The organism is Vibrio injensis (assembly GCF_001895205.1).
Taxonomy (GTDB): Bacteria; Pseudomonadota; Gammaproteobacteria; order Enterobacterales; family Vibrionaceae; genus Vibrio; species Vibrio injensis.
This window is the reverse complement of sequence record NZ_BDJF01000027.1, coordinates 463,457-481,387: the sequence shown is the minus strand read 5'-3', so window position 1 is coordinate 481,387 and position 17,931 is coordinate 463,457. Positions and strand designations below refer to the sequence as shown.

The 17,931-nt window shown below is 42.6% G+C and carries 19 protein-coding genes; 11 read left to right on the top strand and 8 right to left on the bottom strand.

From position 1 onward, the window contains the following. Window positions 1-323: 323 nt before the first annotated feature. From BSR11_RS14180 to BSR11_RS14155, 6 genes are all read left to right on the top strand, one after another. Window positions 324-800: a hypothetical protein gene (locus tag BSR11_RS14180; RefSeq protein WP_072670985.1), complete on the top strand. Its 477-nt coding sequence runs from the start codon at window positions 324-326 to the stop codon at window positions 798-800. A gap of 144 nt (window positions 801-944) precedes the next feature. Next, window positions 945-1,691: a nicotinamide riboside transporter PnuC gene (gene pnuC, locus BSR11_RS14175; RefSeq protein WP_072670984.1), complete on the top strand. Its 747-nt coding sequence runs from the start codon at window positions 945-947 to the stop codon at window positions 1,689-1,691. Beyond that, window positions 1,688-2,416, top strand: coding sequence for a nucleoside phosphorylase (locus tag BSR11_RS14170; protein WP_072670983.1), 729 nt, complete (start codon window positions 1,688-1,690; stop codon window positions 2,414-2,416). Before pnuC ends, BSR11_RS14170 begins: the two co-directional genes overlap by 4 nt. Before the next feature lie 154 nt (window positions 2,417-2,570). Further along, complete coding sequence (locus BSR11_RS14165; protein WP_072670982.1) at window positions 2,571-3,254, top strand: Crp/Fnr family transcriptional regulator; 684 nt, start codon at window positions 2,571-2,573, stop codon at window positions 3,252-3,254. A 133-nt stretch (window positions 3,255-3,387) separates the two neighbouring features. Next, window positions 3,388-4,341, top strand: coding sequence for a pyrimidine-specific ribonucleoside hydrolase RihA (gene rihA, locus BSR11_RS14160; protein WP_072670981.1), 954 nt, complete (start codon window positions 3,388-3,390; stop codon window positions 4,339-4,341). A gap of 260 nt (window positions 4,342-4,601) precedes the next feature. After that, entirely contained in the window at window positions 4,602-5,012 is a 411-nt protein-coding gene (locus tag BSR11_RS14155) for a VF530 family protein (RefSeq protein WP_072670980.1), read from the top strand. A gap of 37 nt (window positions 5,013-5,049) precedes the next feature. Here the strand turns inward: BSR11_RS14155 and BSR11_RS14150 are convergent, their stop codons facing one another. After that, window positions 5,050-5,733 (bottom strand): TVP38/TMEM64 family protein, encoded by a 684-nt coding sequence (locus BSR11_RS14150; protein ID WP_072670979.1) that lies wholly within the window; start codon window positions 5,731-5,733, stop codon window positions 5,050-5,052. 69 nt (window positions 5,734-5,802) lie between these two features. Beyond that, window positions 5,803-6,738 (bottom strand): LysR family transcriptional regulator, encoded by a 936-nt coding sequence (locus BSR11_RS14145; RefSeq protein WP_072670978.1) that lies wholly within the window; start codon window positions 6,736-6,738, stop codon window positions 5,803-5,805. Window positions 6,739-6,862: 124 nt separating this feature from the next. Here BSR11_RS14145 and BSR11_RS14140 point away from each other — a divergent pair, with 124 nt between their 5' ends. Both BSR11_RS14140 and BSR11_RS14135 read left to right on the top strand, forming a co-directional pair. Next, complete coding sequence (locus tag BSR11_RS14140) at window positions 6,863-7,093, top strand: hypothetical protein (RefSeq protein WP_072670977.1); 231 nt, start codon at window positions 6,863-6,865, stop codon at window positions 7,091-7,093. Beyond that, window positions 7,083-8,012 carry a sodium-dependent bicarbonate transport family permease gene (locus BSR11_RS14135; protein WP_072670976.1) on the top strand — a complete coding sequence of 310 codons (930 nt, stop codon included), beginning with the start codon at window positions 7,083-7,085 and terminating at the stop codon, window positions 8,010-8,012. The genes BSR11_RS14140 and BSR11_RS14135 overlap by 11 nt, the downstream gene beginning before the upstream one ends. Here the strand turns inward: BSR11_RS14135 and BSR11_RS17530 are convergent. Together BSR11_RS17530 and BSR11_RS14130 are read right to left on the bottom strand one after the other, a co-directional pair. Beyond that, on the bottom strand, window positions 8,009-8,143 hold the full coding sequence (locus BSR11_RS17530; protein WP_259741282.1) for a hypothetical protein: 135 nt from the start codon (window positions 8,141-8,143) through the stop codon (window positions 8,009-8,011). The two genes, BSR11_RS14135 and BSR11_RS17530, sit on opposite strands and share 4 nt — an antisense overlap. A gap of 14 nt (window positions 8,144-8,157) precedes the next feature. Further along, complete coding sequence (locus BSR11_RS14130; RefSeq protein WP_072670975.1) at window positions 8,158-9,984, bottom strand: L-tyrosine/L-tryptophan isonitrile synthase family protein; 1,827 nt, start codon at window positions 9,982-9,984, stop codon at window positions 8,158-8,160. Between the two features lie 232 nt (window positions 9,985-10,216). Here BSR11_RS14130 and BSR11_RS14125 point away from each other — a divergent pair, with 232 nt between their 5' ends. Continuing rightward, window positions 10,217-11,107 (top strand): LysR family transcriptional regulator, encoded by an 891-nt coding sequence (locus BSR11_RS14125; RefSeq protein ID WP_072670974.1) that lies wholly within the window; start codon window positions 10,217-10,219, stop codon window positions 11,105-11,107. A gap of 154 nt (window positions 11,108-11,261) precedes the next feature. On the opposite strand, the gene BSR11_RS14120 is transcribed toward BSR11_RS14125, so the two are convergent. The 3 genes from BSR11_RS14120 to BSR11_RS14110 form a co-directional block, all read right to left on the bottom strand. After that, window positions 11,262-12,740: an FAD-binding protein gene (locus BSR11_RS14120; RefSeq protein WP_072670973.1), complete on the bottom strand. Its 1,479-nt coding sequence runs from the start codon at window positions 12,738-12,740 to the stop codon at window positions 11,262-11,264. Continuing rightward, complete coding sequence (locus tag BSR11_RS14115; RefSeq protein WP_072670972.1) at window positions 12,725-13,573, bottom strand: TauD/TfdA dioxygenase family protein; 849 nt, start codon at window positions 13,571-13,573, stop codon at window positions 12,725-12,727. Before BSR11_RS14115 ends, BSR11_RS14120 begins: the two co-directional genes overlap by 16 nt. A gap of 175 nt (window positions 13,574-13,748) precedes the next feature. Next, window positions 13,749-14,471, bottom strand: coding sequence for a 4'-phosphopantetheinyl transferase family protein (locus BSR11_RS14110; RefSeq protein ID WP_072670971.1), 723 nt, complete (start codon window positions 14,469-14,471; stop codon window positions 13,749-13,751). Between the two features lie 231 nt (window positions 14,472-14,702). On the opposite strand from BSR11_RS14110, the gene BSR11_RS14105 reads away from it, so the two are divergent. Further along, complete coding sequence (locus BSR11_RS14105) at window positions 14,703-15,776, top strand: 3-deoxy-7-phosphoheptulonate synthase (RefSeq protein ID WP_072670970.1); 1,074 nt, start codon at window positions 14,703-14,705, stop codon at window positions 15,774-15,776. A 54-nt stretch (window positions 15,777-15,830) separates the two neighbouring features. Here the strand turns inward: BSR11_RS14105 and BSR11_RS14100 are convergent, their stop codons facing one another. After that, window positions 15,831-16,604, bottom strand: a complete 774-nt coding sequence (locus BSR11_RS14100; RefSeq protein WP_072670969.1) for a 2,3-dihydro-2,3-dihydroxybenzoate dehydrogenase — start codon at window positions 16,602-16,604, stop codon at window positions 15,831-15,833. A 145-nt stretch (window positions 16,605-16,749) separates the two neighbouring features. On the opposite strand from BSR11_RS14100, the gene BSR11_RS14095 reads away from it, so the two are divergent. Further along, window positions 16,750-17,931 (top strand): isochorismate synthase, encoded by a 1,182-nt coding sequence (locus tag BSR11_RS14095; RefSeq protein WP_072670968.1) that lies wholly within the window; start codon window positions 16,750-16,752, stop codon window positions 17,929-17,931.

Below are 17,931 nucleotides of genomic sequence, written 5' to 3'. Positions count from 1 at the left end.
TTACAATGTGCGCAATACTACTTTATACGAATAACAATTACTATCATTTGCATTAACTAGAAATTAAGTTAAGATTGTGCTAAAAATAACCAAAAAATTCAATATGCTTATATTTATTAACACGTTAGATTTAAAAACTATCGTTTAGCCAATACAGTGGAAATCAAAAATACGTGATAAATATCACAATCAAAGCTGCGCAGTAAAAAACCCAACTCAGTAAAACGCTACCTTTACAACCCCCAAACTTATTTACTTTTGTAAAAAAATGTATATGGTACCGCTCCCAGATATTGATAATAAAAGATGGACAAGGTACTCATATGCAACCACATAAATTCTCAACTTTGGCTGGGGCACTGTTACTGATCTCGCTATCCGTGACAGCGTCTGAAAAAGAATTGGATATATTTAACCAAAGCACTAGCGATAAAGCGGCACAGACCTTAGACCTTGATGCGCCAGCAAAAGACAGTTTCATTTTCAAATTGCCACCCACTCATAATCCTTATCTTGATTATCAAGAAAGCTACGATTATCTGGCCTCTGATGCTCGACCGAGCGTTAACTCACCACTCACGCTAGACGCACCAGATCCTCATTCTTTTAGTGTCAAACCAACCGTTAACAATCCTTATCTTCGTGATGGCCAAGATGATTGCCAGTATGTTGAAATAGTTTTCGATCACCAAGACAAACAGTTATCGGTCGGTTCTGATAACCAAGGTAACCCTTGCAGTCGGTCGCATTTGACTATCTCGGACTATCAAATAACTACACGCTTTAAATATGAAGAGTAAATAAGCGGTTTTCAGCCTTTATAAAAAACAGATTATTGATTAAATGTATGATCGCTCTCAATCGTAGGGGGACATATGTCCTCCCGATTAACACAAAGAATCACTTAAGATAGGCGCATACAATCAATCACCACGGTAATGACTATGGATCTTTTTGCTCTACTCGATATTAATAACACACTGGTTAATATCCCGATTGGCTCTGGCTATGCCATGAGCTGGATCGAAGCTTTTGGTACCGTATTTGGCTTGCTATGCATTTGGTTTGCCAGCCAAGAAAAAACCATCAACTATCTTTTTGGTTTGCTCAACGTCACCCTATTTGCCGTGATCTTTTTCCAAATTCAGCTCTACGGTTTGTTGCTGCTTCAATTGTTCTTTTTTTGCGCGAATGTCTACGGTTGGTATGCATGGACAAAACCCAACGCGGAAGGTGATATTTTACAAGTTCGTTGGTTAAGTAAACAAAAGCTACTGATCACGGCGGGCATGAGTATCGTCAGTATTGGCTTACTGACGGTTTATATTGATCCTTTCTTTTTTGCTCTCGCAAACATTAGTGTCGAAATCATGAATGGATTAGGAGCTGAACTTGCACAACCTGTGTTAGAACCCGATGCTTTTCCATTTTGGGATTCAACCATGACAGTGTTATCCATCGTCGCGCAAATTTTAATGACACGTAAATATGTCGAAAACTGGATGCTATGGATTGTGATTAATATCATCAGCGTCGGTATTTATGCGACTCAAGGTGTTTATGCAATGTCTGTGCAATACGCTATTTTGATGTTTATTGCCGCAAATGGCACTCGGCAATGGGTTCGTACTGCAAAACGTAACAGCCAAACCGTGACATCAGCAGACCAAGTTCAAGAGGCCACGGTATGATTCAGCCTCACATCAATGTTGCCCATGGCCAAGTTGCCAATCGAGTGATTGTCTGTGGGGAACCCAATCGAGCTAATCGAATCGCGGCGCTACTCGATAATCCTGAGCTGATTGCTGAAAATCGTGAATACCGCTTATTCAATGGTCGTTATAATGGGCGAGAGATCACCGTATGTAGCACTGGTATTGGAGCGCCTTCCTTGATCATTGCGATAGAAGAGTTAAAGCAGTGCGGTGTCAGCCATATTGTGCGCGTTGGTTCTGCGGGTGCAATGCAGGCTAACATTCAACTGGGTGATCTGATTGTCGCGGAAGCCGCGGTGCGGGATGAAGGGGGATCAAAAGCCTATATTGCAGACACTTACCCTGCATTTTCCAGCTTTTCGCTTCTGAGTCGCTTACACGCATTTTTAACACAGCAGCCCACAGCGGTCCATTTTGGATTGGTTCGCTCACACGATAGTTTTTATACCGATGAAGAACAAAACCTGTGTCATTATTGGAATAAAAAAGGAGTCTTGGGGGCAGATATGGAAACGTCTGCGTTACTCACCGTAGGGCGATTACGTGGCTTACAAGTTGCGTCTGTACTCAATAATGTCGTTTTGTACCAGCAAGATGTACAGCAAGGCGTCACGCAATACGTTAACGCTGATCAAGCGATGATGGCGGGTGAGACACTTGCCGCAACGGCAGCGTTAGATGCCTTGAGTCACTGCATTTAATTTTTCCTGCAAGCGCATTAAGCAGCGGTGACTACCATACCGCTGCTTATCTCATCTCTTAGCGCTCATTGATTTTTACATCAGAGAAAGCAAAACTTGCCACCTTTGGCTAATCAAGCTAACGTTGAACATCCTGATTTCTCGTCGATATATTATGAAAATAACCCCCTATTCATCCGGTCGATTCCACGCCTACTTGGTAGAACAAAAGCAAGCCTTTAAGACATTCATCTATCAGTGCCAAATGAGTACCGCTTATATCGATGCTGGGAGCGATATTCTTAAGCAAGGTGAACCACTAGAGCATATTTACGTGGTTCCCGGCGGGCGCGTTTCAATGAGCATTCTCGCCGCTAACGGGCGACGATTTCAATTAGGAGAGGCTAACTGCGACTATCATATTTTTGGTGAGATGGAGTTTTTTACCGCAACACCCTGTCAGTGGACGGTCACCGCCGATGAGCATCTACAAGTCGATATTATTTGTCTCACTTCGCTAGCGAAAGCCCTTGAACAACATCCCGAAATGATGGTGTATTTTGCCGCTGCGTTGGCAGAAGACTACCGTGATTCAATGGAGATCTACACTAACCGCCTACTCCATCCTTTGACTTATAACATTGCTTATGACTTACTTTTACGTCAACGCTCAACGATGGCGCTGGGGAGCTTTAGCAAAGCGAGTCAAGAAGCCGAGCGATTTGGTACCTCAAGCAGAGTCTATCGCCGAGCAGTCAACGAATTGATCGCTCAAGGGTTAGTGGAAAAAACCGCGACTGGACTAACGATTGTTGATGAACAAGAGCTGCAACGCTTCTTAAATAGCAATCCTCAATAACTTAATTTTATATACCATCACACTTTAGGGTTTTCGTTTGCATTAGGTTTCTTCGTTTCAGCGATACAATCACACTTTGTGGTTGGCAAAATCGATACACTGCCATCTAAAAACAAACGGAGTACCCCTTTTTATGACACGTCCAATTATTTTAGATTGCGACCCCGGCCATGATGATGCCATTGCGTTAATTCTAGCTTGCGCTTCCCCATCGTTAGCAATCAAAGCAGTGACCACCAGTGCCGGTAACCAAACCCCTGAGAAAACCTTAAATAATGCTTTACGTATTCTTACCTTACTGGGTAGAAGTGATATTCCAGTGGCTGGTGGAGCACTAAAACCCTTAATGCGCGAGTTGATCATTGCTGATAATGTTCATGGCGAGACGGGGCTGGATGGCCCAACCTTACCTGACCCCAGTTTTGCTCCTCAAACGGAGCACGCCGTTGAGCTAATGGCTAACATCCTTAGACAAAGTGAACAACCCGTTACTCTGGTGCCAACGGGTCCACTGACGAATATTGCCCTACTGCTGGCTACACATCGTGAGTTAATACCGAAAATTCAAGAAATTGTCCTAATGGGCGGCGGCGCTGAAACCGGAAACTGGTCTCCGACAGCAGAATTTAATATTTATGTCGACCCGGAAGCGGCGAAAGTGGTTTTTCAATCCGGTATTCCGATCACCATGTGCGGACTCGATGTCACCCATCGGGCGCAAATCATGGATGAGGACATCGAACGTATTCGGAAAATTGATAACCCGATTGCTGGTGTCGTGGCCGAATTGCTCGACTTCTTTATGATTTACCATCGTGACCCAAAATGGGGGCTAGCAGGCGCACCGTTGCATGACCCATGTACCATCGCTTGGTTATTGGCCCCTGAACTGTTTAAAGCTCAAACATGCTGGGTCGGTATTGAAACTCAAGGTGAGTATACGCAAGGCATGACCGTGGTTGATCGTTATCAACTAACGAATCAGCCCGCCAATGCGACCGTGTTATTTGATGTTGATCGGCAGGGATTTGTCGATTTATTGGTTGAACGTTTGCACTATTTTACCACTCATTCATCCGCTTCCTAAATGATGTGATACCCAAACGACTTGGAGTTGCAGATAAGCGACTCTCGATCAGCCTGCATATTAAAACGAGCTGAACTGACAGCGCTGCAACTTCAAGTCGTAAAGAATAAGTGTTAACCGAATAGAGATAATCATAGGGAAGTACGATCAACTCTGCTAGAATCCGCCCCCTCTGCAAGGATGAACAAGTACATTACTCATATCTGCCAAATCCTGCTATACCTACCCTATCTACCGTTTACCCTTAGGAGCCGGTTATCATGACTGATCAAGAAAGAATCGAACTACAAAAAAACAACCCATTACACGGCCTTAAGTTAGAAACCTTACTACAAGAGCTGGTGGATTTTTACGGCTGGGATATTTTAGATACGGCGATGCGCTTTAACTGCTTCCATACCAATCCGTCAATTGCCAGTAGTGTCAAATATTTAAATAAAACCGATTGGGCACGAGAAAAGCTAGAAAACTTTTATCTGTATCGTTTTAAACGTATGCCTCGCGCTTCCAGTGAAGAGTTTAATATTCCACCACGCGCACGCACCTTCCCTCATGGCTTACAGCCCAAAGAGCCGATGGAATTAACCGTAGACTCGATTTTGAAATCACAAGCTAAAGCCGCTTCCGCTCATAAAGAAAGAGCGGCACGCAGTCGCCAAAGCCGTCGTTAACTTAATATCCGATGCGCTTTCAGGGTAACGATAAACACTATTCACTGACTCGCCGGCGTTGATTGATTTTCTCGACCACTTTTTTCGCCAGCAAAGGGAATATCCCTAATAACGCGAACGAGAATAAAATCGCTGGCGATAAAATCCCCCTAAGGCTGTCTAGTTGGGCTAGTTGAGTACCAGCGTTAACGTAAACCAGAGTTCCGGCCAACATGCCCACTTGACTGACCCAGTAAAAGGTCACCGCGCGAAGCGTAGTTAAGCCCATTAAAATATTGATCAGAAAAAAGGGAAATAGAGGCACCAGTCGTAGGGTAAATAAATAAAAGGCTCCGTCTTTTTCTACCCCATCATTGAGCGCTTGCAAGCGCTCACCAAAACGCCGTTGCACCGTTTCTTTCAATAAATAGCGCGCAACTAAAAAAGCACAAGTAGCACCGATGGTGCTGGCAAAAGAAACGATCAGTGTTCCCCACCATAAACCAAATAACGCCCCAGCGGCGAGGGTCATCACCGCCGCCCCTGGTAGGGATAATGCCGTAACAAGGACATAAACAGTAAAAAACAACGCCACCACCAGCAAAGGCGCATCACTACGCCACTGTTCAAACTGGGCTAAATGACGCTGAACGCCGTCTAAAGTCAGCAACTGATTGAGATCGAGTGCAAAAAATGCCACGCCCAATATCGCAATCGTGATCAGTAATAACCACTTTTTCATATTTATATTCCCTATTAATCATCATGACTGCCAATACAGGCTTGGCGCTTTGCATAAGCAACTGACTCGCTATGACAATTGCACCGTTTGCTGAATGATTTCACGCCCTTCTGTTTGTACATAATTGAGAAAAACCTCGGCTATCGGCGATAAAGCGCGCTGCCGAGTCCACGAGAATGACCATCTGGTTTTGATCGGTAACGACTCAACATTAATCACTTGAACACCGTATATATTACCAAACGCCAAGGTATGAGCAGATAAAATAGAGACCCCCAAGCGAGCCAATACAGAATGAATAATCGCCTCATTACTGGCAATCGTCATTTTAATATTAGGCTGATAAGGTTGTTTCTTAAAGAAAGCTTCCGTTGCATAGCGGGTTCCCGAACCCACTTCGCGGATCAAAAAATCTTCCTGACAAAACTCGGCTAATGACACGCTCTCTTGCTGTGTGAAAGGGTGGCTCGCCGCGGCAATCGCCACCAAATCATTGGCCATAAATTCAATCACGTCCAGCTCTAACCCTTCGGGTAAATGACTAAACACATAAAAATCATCGGCACCATTCTCACAGCGCTCCATCACTTGCTGCCGGTTGGCAATCGTCAACTGAATATCTATGCCGGGGTAGCGCTGACAAAAAGGGCCAAGTAAATGAGGAATAAAATACTTTGCCGTGGTGACCACCGCTAATTTGAGCGTTCCCGCCTCAAGGCCTTTTAAACGCGACAGACGCATGTCCAATTCTTCACAGTTTTGGAGAACTTTTTTCGCCGTTTCTACCGTGGCTAATCCAGCATCGGTAAAACGAAGTGTTCTACCAACTTGTTGATAAAGCGGTAAGCCTATCGCCTCAGTCAATTTTTTTAACTGCATAGAAACCGTAGGTTGAGTTAAAAACAAGCTGTCTGCCGCAGCCGTAATACTTCCGCCATGATAAACCGCTAATAAGATCTCTAGCTGGCGAAACGTGCCAATATGGGCGTGTAATCTCGATGCCACTGCTCACCTCCAAGCAAGTTCACTGAGACAATATAGATCATTATCTATATAAAAGTTAGTAATTATCTATTTTTATCTATTATTAAAACCGCCTAACATGCTGAAAAATTTGCAGGAGAGTGTGATGAGATTTCGTACAATGGCACTGCCAATGACCACAGTGATGATGCTAGTAACCTTCTACTATTTAGGTTTGTCCATCGGACATAACGCGTTTAGTTTTCTTGTTTGTGCTACTTTGCTAGCAAGTTATACGGCATTCCAAGGGGTTAAAACAGCGTTTAATCGTTCTGGCAAAACAAAAATGCACACCATCAACTTAACAAGCAAGGAGAGCACTAAACATGGTGCTTGATGCGGTAATTGCTTTTTTTATCCTAGGTATTGTCTGCCAGCTACTGGGCGCAAAAATTCCTTTCCCAGATAACCTGTATAAAACCCTCAGTCTGATACTGATGATTGCGATAGGCCTTAAAGGCGGTATTGCTTTACAAGCACATATCGCGGCCAGCTTAGTCGTGATGGCTTTGATTGTGGTGGCATTCGGTTTGTTGCTACCTCTGATTGCTTACCCACTGCTGAGATATTTTGGTCAGTTAGATAAGATTAATGCCGGTGCCATTGCTGCTCACTATGGCTCGGTCAGTGTCGCTACTTATGCCGTCGCGGTTGCTCTACTTGAAGCCAAGCAGATCCCATATGAAGCTTATTTCCCTCTGTTTGTCGTGTTATTGGAGATGCCAGCGATCATCGTTGGTTTAATTCTCGCCAAAGGCAGTGTATCGCTGATTAATCGTCACTTTCTTAAAAAAGAACTCCTCGCCAATCCAAGCCTGCTATTGATGATCGGCAGTTTAGTGATTGGTTATGTAGGTGGCGATACCGTATACAAGCTTTCGCCACTGTTTATTGACCTTTTCTCGGCTATTTTAGCGTTATTTCTTCTGAAAATGGGCTTAATTGCTGGCCAGCAACTAGCAACGCTTAGAGATAACAGCCTGTTTTTAATCAGCTTTGCTATTTTGATGCCGATGATTGGCGGGTTAGCAGGCACAGGGCTCGGCATTCTACTTGGGTTTAGCGCTGGCGGCATCACGCTAATGGCGGTACTTGGAGCTAGCGCATCGTATATTGCTGTCCCGGCCGCGATGAAAGAGAGCCTGCCCGAAGCCAATGCAGGGATGTCGATCACCGCGGCATTAGGCATTACTTTTCCTTTCAATGTCCTATTTAACGTGCCATTTTTTATTGCTCTTGGTCAGGCTGTTAGTTAAATACCGTTCATCGGTTCGAGACCATAGGTATCATCTACACCCAAGAGATAAATACCTGCCTCTTCTATATCACGGGTAAAACAAATCAGAAAAGGCACCCAGTGTGATAAGCTGCTGTGCCTTTTATCCATACATCAATTTATCTTCACACTACTTCACTGACGGCCTTTGGCATCATACGGTTGTGTGGCTGCCATGGTGAGTTGATCGATGGTGGCTGCAATTGAATACGCCAACATTGATTACTCGGTGATAACGAATGACTCGCTTGCAGTGTCGTTAAGTTATTTACGAAAAGAATATCCCCTGCCACCAAAGTATTTTCAAAGCAAAGGGACGGCTCTGTGCATAAATGGTCAATACGCTGTTCAATCGGCTCTCCACTTGATCGCCCATCCACTTGCGGTAAGCGTATTGTTGAATGTTGACCACGTGAGTGACCCTGCCAGCGCAAAATATCTTGCCGAGATACTTGGCAATAACGAATCAATGGCGGTAATTCCTGCTCAGCGTAGTCTTGGTGATGCTTTATTGGATACAACATGCTCTTTCGTAGTTGCTCACGTTCTTGACCACGTAAGGTTAACGGCGCTAATCCAGCATCTATCGTAGTCACATGGACAGGCGTTTCTGAATAAGCGCAATACAGAGCATATTCATGAGGAGTAATATCTTCGTAATCGTATCGATAAGTTCGATTAGCCATCACATCGGATAAAGTAGCGAATTGCCAACCAATAGATTGCTGTAGCGCATCACCGGACAATTTTTCCACAACGCGATCATTATCCAAAATGACAGCAGAACGATGTTGCAGATACCAAGTCGAAAAATCATCTGGATGATGAAAAGGCGCAAAACCATGCAATAACACCGAACCAAACTCTTTAACTAGTTGGCTCAATTCATTAATGTTCAAGACAGACGCCGATAAAGAAGGTGTAGGACTGATTAAACGTAAACCTGCTTTTTCATGATGTAACTCTGCTCGAATTTGGCTGACAACGTGACTCATTGATTGATCAACGCAAGTTAATTGTAAATAACACCATGTTTTACCCTTATAGAAAATAGGTAAAATAATGCCTGTACGCTTGAGATGATTTTCTTTAGTGTCAATCATCACTTTACCTTGGCTTGCATCAAAAAGTACTGTGCTATGCCAAGGTGTTTTAAATTGTCGCTCTGCAAACAAATATAGTGAATACTTTTTTCCATTCATTGGATGCTCATGAATACTCAAACGAATCGAATCGGAAAACTTTTGTTTTAGAAAGTTATCTAGAGCTTTCCCTTGTATCATCATTCCTTTAGCAATTTCAGCTAAACGACGACGACGCTCTTTGTAAGAAAGCGTTGACAATACATATTTTTGATCTTGATTCATGAATTTTTTCAAACCTAGATAGGTTTGATTCATTTTATTATTCCTAAGTTTTAACTCAGTGAAATTTTCCGCATAGCCTGGCTCTGAAAACATATTACGTAATCCAGAAAAATACTCGGTATCACAAAGATGATCAAACTCTTTAAAATCTTCAAAATTAATTATTTTTATTAAATCTTCAGCATGCATATTGACAAGCATTTCTTTTAGTCCATCAGAATACGCATAATGATGAGACAAATCAACGGCAATATAATCTGAGAATGTATGGTAGTCTGAAAAAATATATAAGACGACCCCTGGAGAATAAACCGCTTCAATATCACGAAGACACTGTAAAAAGCGTCTTAACACTAGATATTCACCTATATCAGGCTCATGGCTGATCACTTTATCTAAATTATTGGTTTTACATGGGAATGCAGGTAATAGTAATTTGATTTTTTTCTGTTCTCTTATCGAATCACGCAGTTGCTGTTTTAGTGTGGCAATCCCTTGATACGATGCATCACATTGCGCAATAATTTGGTCAAGTAAAATAAACGTAATTTTATCTATCTCTGTTTCTCGGTAAACATCAAGCATAACCAGCCCTTAATTATTTTCATAATACTGAATAAACGATGACAATTTAGGTTATTGTCAACCCATAAAATGGAACCGCTCCCATGAAAATGGGGTTTAAGAATTTAATTATTATTAAATCGAAACCAAAGCATTCAAATTCTCTCTAATCGACTGTGTCATTATTTAGATGACAACGCAGTTTGACTAGATGACAAAAATAGAACCCAAAGTTACCAATAAGGGAACAGTAATGCTTAACGAATTAAAACGTATTGCCATATTTAATAAAGTGGTCGAATGTGGTTCCTTCACATTAGCAGGAGAGTCACTCGGCATGGGGAAATCCAAAGTCAGTGAACAAGTCACGCTATTAGAAAAAAAACTTAATGTGCGGCTACTTCACCGAACAACCAGAAAAATTAGTTTGACCACCGAGGGAAGCACTTTTTATCAATACAGCCGTGGCTTACTGAATATCGCTGATCAAGCACTGGGAGCAGTGAATCATTTAGCGTCAGAGATATCAGGAACAATTCGTATTGGAACGACGATTGACGTCGGAACCTTCCTGATCAATCCATTACTAAATGATTTTTATCAACAGTATCCACACGTCAATTTTGATCTTTGCTTAGATGATGGTCTGCAAGATATGGTCGAATCTAACCTCGATTTAGTGATTAGAATTGGTGAGTTGACGTCATCGTCGATGGTAGGCCGAGTGATTGCTCCTTTTGAATTAGGTATTTACGCCAGTCAAGATTATCTCAATAACGCCAAGCCGATCACTTGCCTAGACGATTTACAAGATCACGACTGGGTTTACCTCTCTCGGCTAAATTTACCGAATAATATTCTTACATTAACTAACCATAATGGGCAGGAGCAGCAAATAAAATTACAACCTAAACACACCAGTAATGCGCCGTTAGGTGTTATGGCCATGATTCAAAATGGATTAGGGATTGGCCCTATCGCTCATTTTTTAATTGATAAAATCCCCGGTCCATCGCTCATTCGGTTATTTCCCGATTTTTACCAAGTCAGCACAACGATGAATATTCTCTACCCAAGTCGAAAAAATATTCCGCCTCGTGTACGGTGCTTTATTGATTATTTGATAGCATCACTCAAAGTATGATGGAGAATAAACCACCCGACTATTTTGCCTCATAAAATGAGTCGTCAGTAACATCACTGGCGTTTTAGATAGTCGATGAATGGCAAAGAAATAAGCAAATCACTTGCGCCACCATCAACTGTCTTTTGGTGAGGACGATCATCGTCCTCACCGCTTAAAACTCAGGTGGCACTGATAAACCATTGGATATTGCCTCGATACTGGTTGCTAACCACGCATTCAAATCAAGCAAATCATTGATTGAATGAATGTAGCTATCTGGACGTATTAATAACGCTTGGTCAGTGTATGGATTTTGACTTGTCCAATAAGGAGCATATTCTGCCCGCGAGCCAATTCGAATCACCTTAATAAACTCTGGCAGATTCAACTCATAATCGGTATCACTTGCGATCAATAATGTCCATTGACAATAATCCAGCAATGAATAAAGCCGAGTTTTTTGCGTTGGCGTATTGAATACAAAATCAAATATCCGCGTACCGACTAATCCTTGTTCACCATAACGAATGCCCATTCCGGTAATATTGCCCGAACGCTTCTCGACTATTTTCACGTAATCTTGCGCATGAGTATTCGTTGCAGAAAACTTGGTCGAGCGCACTAACTCACCCGAGCTGGCAATTACACTCTGGGCAACGGGTTGACGCTCCTCTTGATAGCTGGTTAGCAGTGACTCATTCGTATGACCTTTTAGGACCATGTTCAGTTTCCAGATCAAATTAAACGCATCGGCTAATCCGGTATTCAAACCTTGCCCGCCATTGACAGAATGAACATGACAAGCATCTCCGGCTAAAAAGAGGCGATTTTCTATGTCATAACGCTCAGCAACGGACTCTTTAACCGCAAATTGAGAGAACCACACTCTCTTTTTAAACCTTAATTGATGTGGTGCCATGGCACGATTAATTTTTTCAATCACTTGCTCTACGGTAAAGTCATGCGTATCCATTCGGACATAAAAACGGTCGATGTCACCTTCACGAGGAATCCACGCGACATCCGAAGTCTCTGCTTGAAAGACGATAATTTCCGGGACTTTGGGGAAGTCACTGTCAATAACGCCGTCAATCACAGCCCAAATAATTTCCGGACGCACTATCTGGAAGGGAATAGTGAACCGCTGGCGAACAAACGACTGAGCGCCATCGGCACCAATCACAAAACGCGACTCAATGATCTCGCCATTGGTTAACTCGGTCAGGCAATTCTCTGAATGAATAACAATATCCTTCACCGATGTTTGACGCCATACTGGGGCATTCAATGACGTGAGTTTATCGTCCAGTAGCTGCTCAAGATAAGACTGACCAAGCATCAAAAAATGCGGATGCAAGCAGCCTTCCAACGCTTCCCACCATGAAGATTGGCGGGAAATAAATTGTCCATCTGCCCATACGGAACTGGTATTACAAGGCTTACCCAGTGGATACAGCGGCTCAAACAGATCGACAATTTCTAATAATTGTAACGTTCTCGCATTAAGCGCATCAGCACGACCAACCTGTAATGGCTCTGAAGATTTATCAATGATAACCGTACTCAATCCATATCGCTGCGCTAAGTAAGCGCTCATTAAACCAACCGGACCTGCACCAATAATAACAATATCAACTACTCTTGCGGACATTCGTACGACTCCAAACTAGGGTTATGGTAAGGCGGATTGCTTAAAACCTGCACACGACGAATATGCCGTGGGGTATGTGATGTGAAAGCCTCGCGGCCATGTAATAAAGAGAAATTATCAGTAATAACAATGTCCCCTGACTGCCACTCATGTGCATAGAAGTTGCGTGGGTCATACAAAGCGCGGCGTAAACTTTGATGGCACGCCATCGCTTCACTATCTGAAATGCCCGATAACGTAACATCTGGTGGATTAAGTAAATCACCATTGTCGACCACATGGGGTTCGTTATAACGAATGACCTCATAGCCTTTATATGGATGAGGCATCACGATGGGAGAGACCGTTTTACTGTGATAAAACTCCATTTTACGTTGATAGTGTCCCGTCGCTTTCCGCCATAATGATCGCTCCTGCTCCGAAGCATTGTCTAAGGCAAGCATGGTATGACAAAACGTTGTCCGTCCACCATTACCGGGTAAGGGAGCTTCGACACATTGGAAAATCTGGTACTCTGGTACTTGCGGACGATACATGCCATCCCAATGCATCGGCATGTAACTGCTGTCGAAAATATGATCTTCGGGCTGCTCTTTTTGAATCAGCTCAAGTACTCGGCCAAACGGCCATATGCTCACTTCTCCCCATTGCTCACAATAGTCAGCAAAATCTTCAGCCTGTTCAAAAACCGTAAAGCCCCGTAAGAGCACGAGCTGATGACGCTCAAACAAATGGCGTAAGCTCGATATATCAAGCTCAACAACATGGGTAGAAGAGTGTTGCGCTTCAACCATAACCCCAAAAGGGTCGAGTGAAGTTATTTTATAAGGCATTTCAACGGTCTCCATACTGGGTTAGTCAATACTTCTCCGTCAGATTATTCGCCTTCTGTATCGTATTGACTAGACAGCCAAAATAGAACCCATCGTTACTGATCAAGGAACAATCGCCTAAATATGAACACACAATGCGATTGAGATAAACGACGAAGCCCAGACAACGACGACTTCAATCAATCAAGCTAACCGCGTCCTTCATCGTTCTAAAATGAAGATGATTTTTTGAGAGCAAACACCAAGTCGCTACTGTATCTGCCTGACAAAAATGGTAGTTGACCGTCACTCTCGAATTGAGAACCTCAAGTAAAAAAGGAGAAAACTGAAATTGTAATATCTGTTGTTTTTGATCCACAGCAATCAACTGTACACAATCAAAATCTAAAACTTGTTTTACAAAAGGAAAAATCGCTTTATAAATCGACTCTTTCGCGGAAAAAACAAGGGTTAAGAAGGATTGAAATTCATCAAACTGTTCTGCAAAAACCATCTCCCCCTCTGACAACACCTGATTGGTAATTTCTTTGGCAAATTGCGTAGTGATGACTTTTTCAATATCGATTCCAACTGAGATACATTGGTCGCTTTTAAAGCCAACAGCTGAAACGGCATAGTCCAAACAATGGGAAATAGACCCAACTATCCCAGTCGGCCACATCGGTTGCCGATGTTTTCCGATTTTAATGCTCACTACGCGAGAGCCCATCAATTGATTCAGCCCACGTTGTGCGCACACTCTACCGGCCAAAAACTCACATTTTCGCTTCAATACCGCTTGATTTAAGGTGTGGGGTAACTCGGTATACTCCATTAACATGGTATTGATGAAGTGATACGAATAATCCACGGTTAACCAATTGATTTCTAAAAAACTCGGCGAGTTTGGAATAAACATGAGTATTTCTATTCAGCCAGAAAATGATAATGGTTAGTATTAATACTTATAATACAATGAAAAACAATATGTTATATAGACTAGGACGAATTTTCCCATTTTCCTACCTCTTCTGAATATTGACAAATTACCATTAGTCTCACACTATACCTCAAACTCAATGATAATAATTATCATTAACAAATGTAGGTTTAATAGAAAACCACAGATTAGCTCGATTTGGAAACGCCCATGCACTCTATAACCGACGTCATCAATGCTTCAACCTTCTCCCCTTTGCCCGATATTGGCGTATCGTTAACCAATACTTCCGTGGATGAACGACTGTATCGCTTTGTTAAAAAACAAAGAGAGGAAATTAAGCGTATTATCTGTGGGGAGGATTCTCGTCTCTTAGTCATTATTGGTCCATGCTCGATCCATGATCCTAAAGCAGCCCTAGGATACGCGCTGCGGCTCGCCAAAATTCAAGAAAAATATCGTGATAGCTTAAAAATCGTGATGAGAACTTATTTTGAAAAACCACGAACCCGCAGAGGATGGAAAGGATACATCGTTGATCCTAACTTGAACGGTCAATTTGATTTAGTTCAAGGCCTGTATCGCAGCAGAAAGCTGCTGAAATCGATACTTGAACTTGGGATCCCAACGGCTACAGAGTTTCTTGACACCAATATCGCACCTTACATCGCTGATTTGATCTGCTGGGGAGCAATTGGAGCAAGGACAACAGAATCACAACCACACCGTCAACTCGCCTCTGGATTAGATTGCCCAATCGGATTCAAAAATGGGACCGATGGCAATACCGCAATCTCTATTGATGCGATTCATGCAGCACAAGATAATCATGTACTGATTGTGTCCTCAGCGGATGGCACCCCAATGGCCGCACACACAGTAGGCAATAAACATTGCCACATTATTTTGCGTGGTGGCTTAACTCCCAATTATTCAAGCGAACATATAAAAAATACAGCTGAACACTTAAAGTCCAACAATCTTAGCCCTAGACTGATTGTTGACTGCAGCCACGGGAACAGCAGTAAAATTGCTAAAAATCAATTGAAAGTGGTGAAAGACATCGCTGCCCAGCTCATGAATGGAGAACAAAATATAGCAGGGGTAATGTGTGAAAGCTTCTTAAAAGGTGGAAATCAAAGACTTGATCAGACTCTCATTTATGGTAAATCGATAACCGATGAATGCCTAGATTGGGAAGACAGCACTGTTTTCCTAGACACACTTGCTCAGGCAGTAGAGTATTATCGTAAAGTACACTGTCTTCAGTCAGAAATCGCTTAATAAAACAGGCTCTAAGAGCCTGTTTTATTTTAATTTTCTAACATTATCGAATAATTAATTATCGAGCGTTGCACCGCCATCTACTCGTAAGTCATGCATAGTAATTTGACGCGCAGAGTCTGACATGAGGAAAAGCACCGTATTCGCTATATCAGCAGGTTCAGCCATCCTTCCCAATGGAATACCTAGACGATATTGAGCAAGATTTCCTTCAATCACTTGTTGCTCACCGTAACTTTCATTCCAAAGCTGTGTCTGCATCTCTGTTCTCGTTGAGCCCGGGCTGACTATATTGCAGCGAATACCGAATTCTGCCAACTCTAATGCACAGCACTTGACTAACAGATGCAAGGCAGATTTTGATGCTGCATATCCACCAATATTCATCCTTGGCGTATTAGCGGAATTTGAACCAATAACCACAATATTTCCCGACTTCCGTTGTTTCATTCCCTTGGCTACATTCTGAATAATGCTCATGGCAGCAAAAGTATTAACCTCAAACATTTTCCTAATTTCTTCAATAGGCATTGAAGAAACACTCCCGATGCTTAAGATTCCCGCACAGCTAATTAAATGATCAAAACGATACTGACGACAAAGCTGCGCGACTTTCTGATCTAATTGACTATCAAGCAAATCAATCGCATAACAATCGAGCCTCTCAGCATACTGTCGTTGCAAAGAGGCCAAATGTTCATCAAGCTTGTCAATGCATCGATCGGTTGCAACCACTCTATATCCTTCGATGAGCAGTCGTTCCAATACCGCATACCCAATACCTTGGCTTGATCCTGTTAGCAATACTGTTTGATTATTCTGATTCAACCTAATATCTCCTCTTTTATATTAACTGCCACCAAACAAGATCGATTATCATTTGAAACTGATAATCGTTATCATGTATAATCTTACAACGTATTGCGTATGAAACAAATAGCAAATATTTGCCACCTTTGTGAATGAGGTCATTATGAAACGCGAAGTTGTCGGATTCTCCAGAATGGCTGAAGAACTGTTGAGCCAAGAACTAGAAACTGCCCCTTTTTTCTTTGCATCGCCACATAACTCAATGCTGGGTGTAGGTATTGAGCAACAACTCGATCAAGCTATTCCATTTTCTGAGCTAGCTGTTCGTGCTAACCAAATGCTCGGACAGGTGAAAAAATCAGAGAATGATAATCCTGTATTGTTTGCTATCGTACCGTTTGATGAAAAGACTCCAACTAAGTTTTTTATCCCTGAAAAACTGTATGTCTCCAGTAGTGCACGAGAACGTAAAAATGATAAGGTTGGCGCAAACAAGGCGACGGTCATTTCTCCCCCTACAGGCAATGACTATAAACAGGGGGTCTCAACCTTGTTAAACCTGTTTAATACTACCGATCTTTCTAAAGTCGTACTGTCTCGATCAGTGCGAATAGCCACCGATCAAATCATTGATCAAACCGCATTACTACGAAACTTACTTGCCATTAATTCTCTCGGTTATACTTTTGCTGTCGATATTGGAAGAGAAACTAAGCTGATGGGGGCAAGCCCAGAATTGCTATTAGCGAAAAAAGGTGGGCATGTGGTTTCCAATCCGCTCGCAGGCTCACGTCCAAAGTCAATCAATGAATCCGATAACCAGATATCTCACACTTCTTTACTCGACACTCAGAAAGACTTAAATGAACATAGCTTTGTCGTGGAAGAAGTTGAAAAAGTACTCAGCGGCTACTGCCGTAATCTCTTTACCCCCATGGTGCCATCTGTGATCGAAACGGAAACGATGCTCCATCTCTCAACGAGATTAGAAGGTCAAGCCATTGATCCAGAAATAAACTCACTTCAAATTGCGGCAGAACTTCATCCGACACCAGCGGTATGTGGCTTCCCAAGGCACTCGGCTTATCAAGCGATTAAACAGATTGAAAAGTTTGAACGTGGTTATTTCAGCGGGATGATTGGCTGGTGTGACGCGCGAGGCAATGGTGAGTGGGTTGTGACCATTCGTTGTGCTGAAGTTAGCCAACGAGAAATGTGCATTTTTGCTGGTGCTGGAATCGTCCATGAATCATCGCCACAAAGTGAACTTGAGGAAACAGGCGCAAAAATGAGTACCATTTTAAAAGCTGCAGGGATAAAGATTGACGAATTACTTACGGCATAA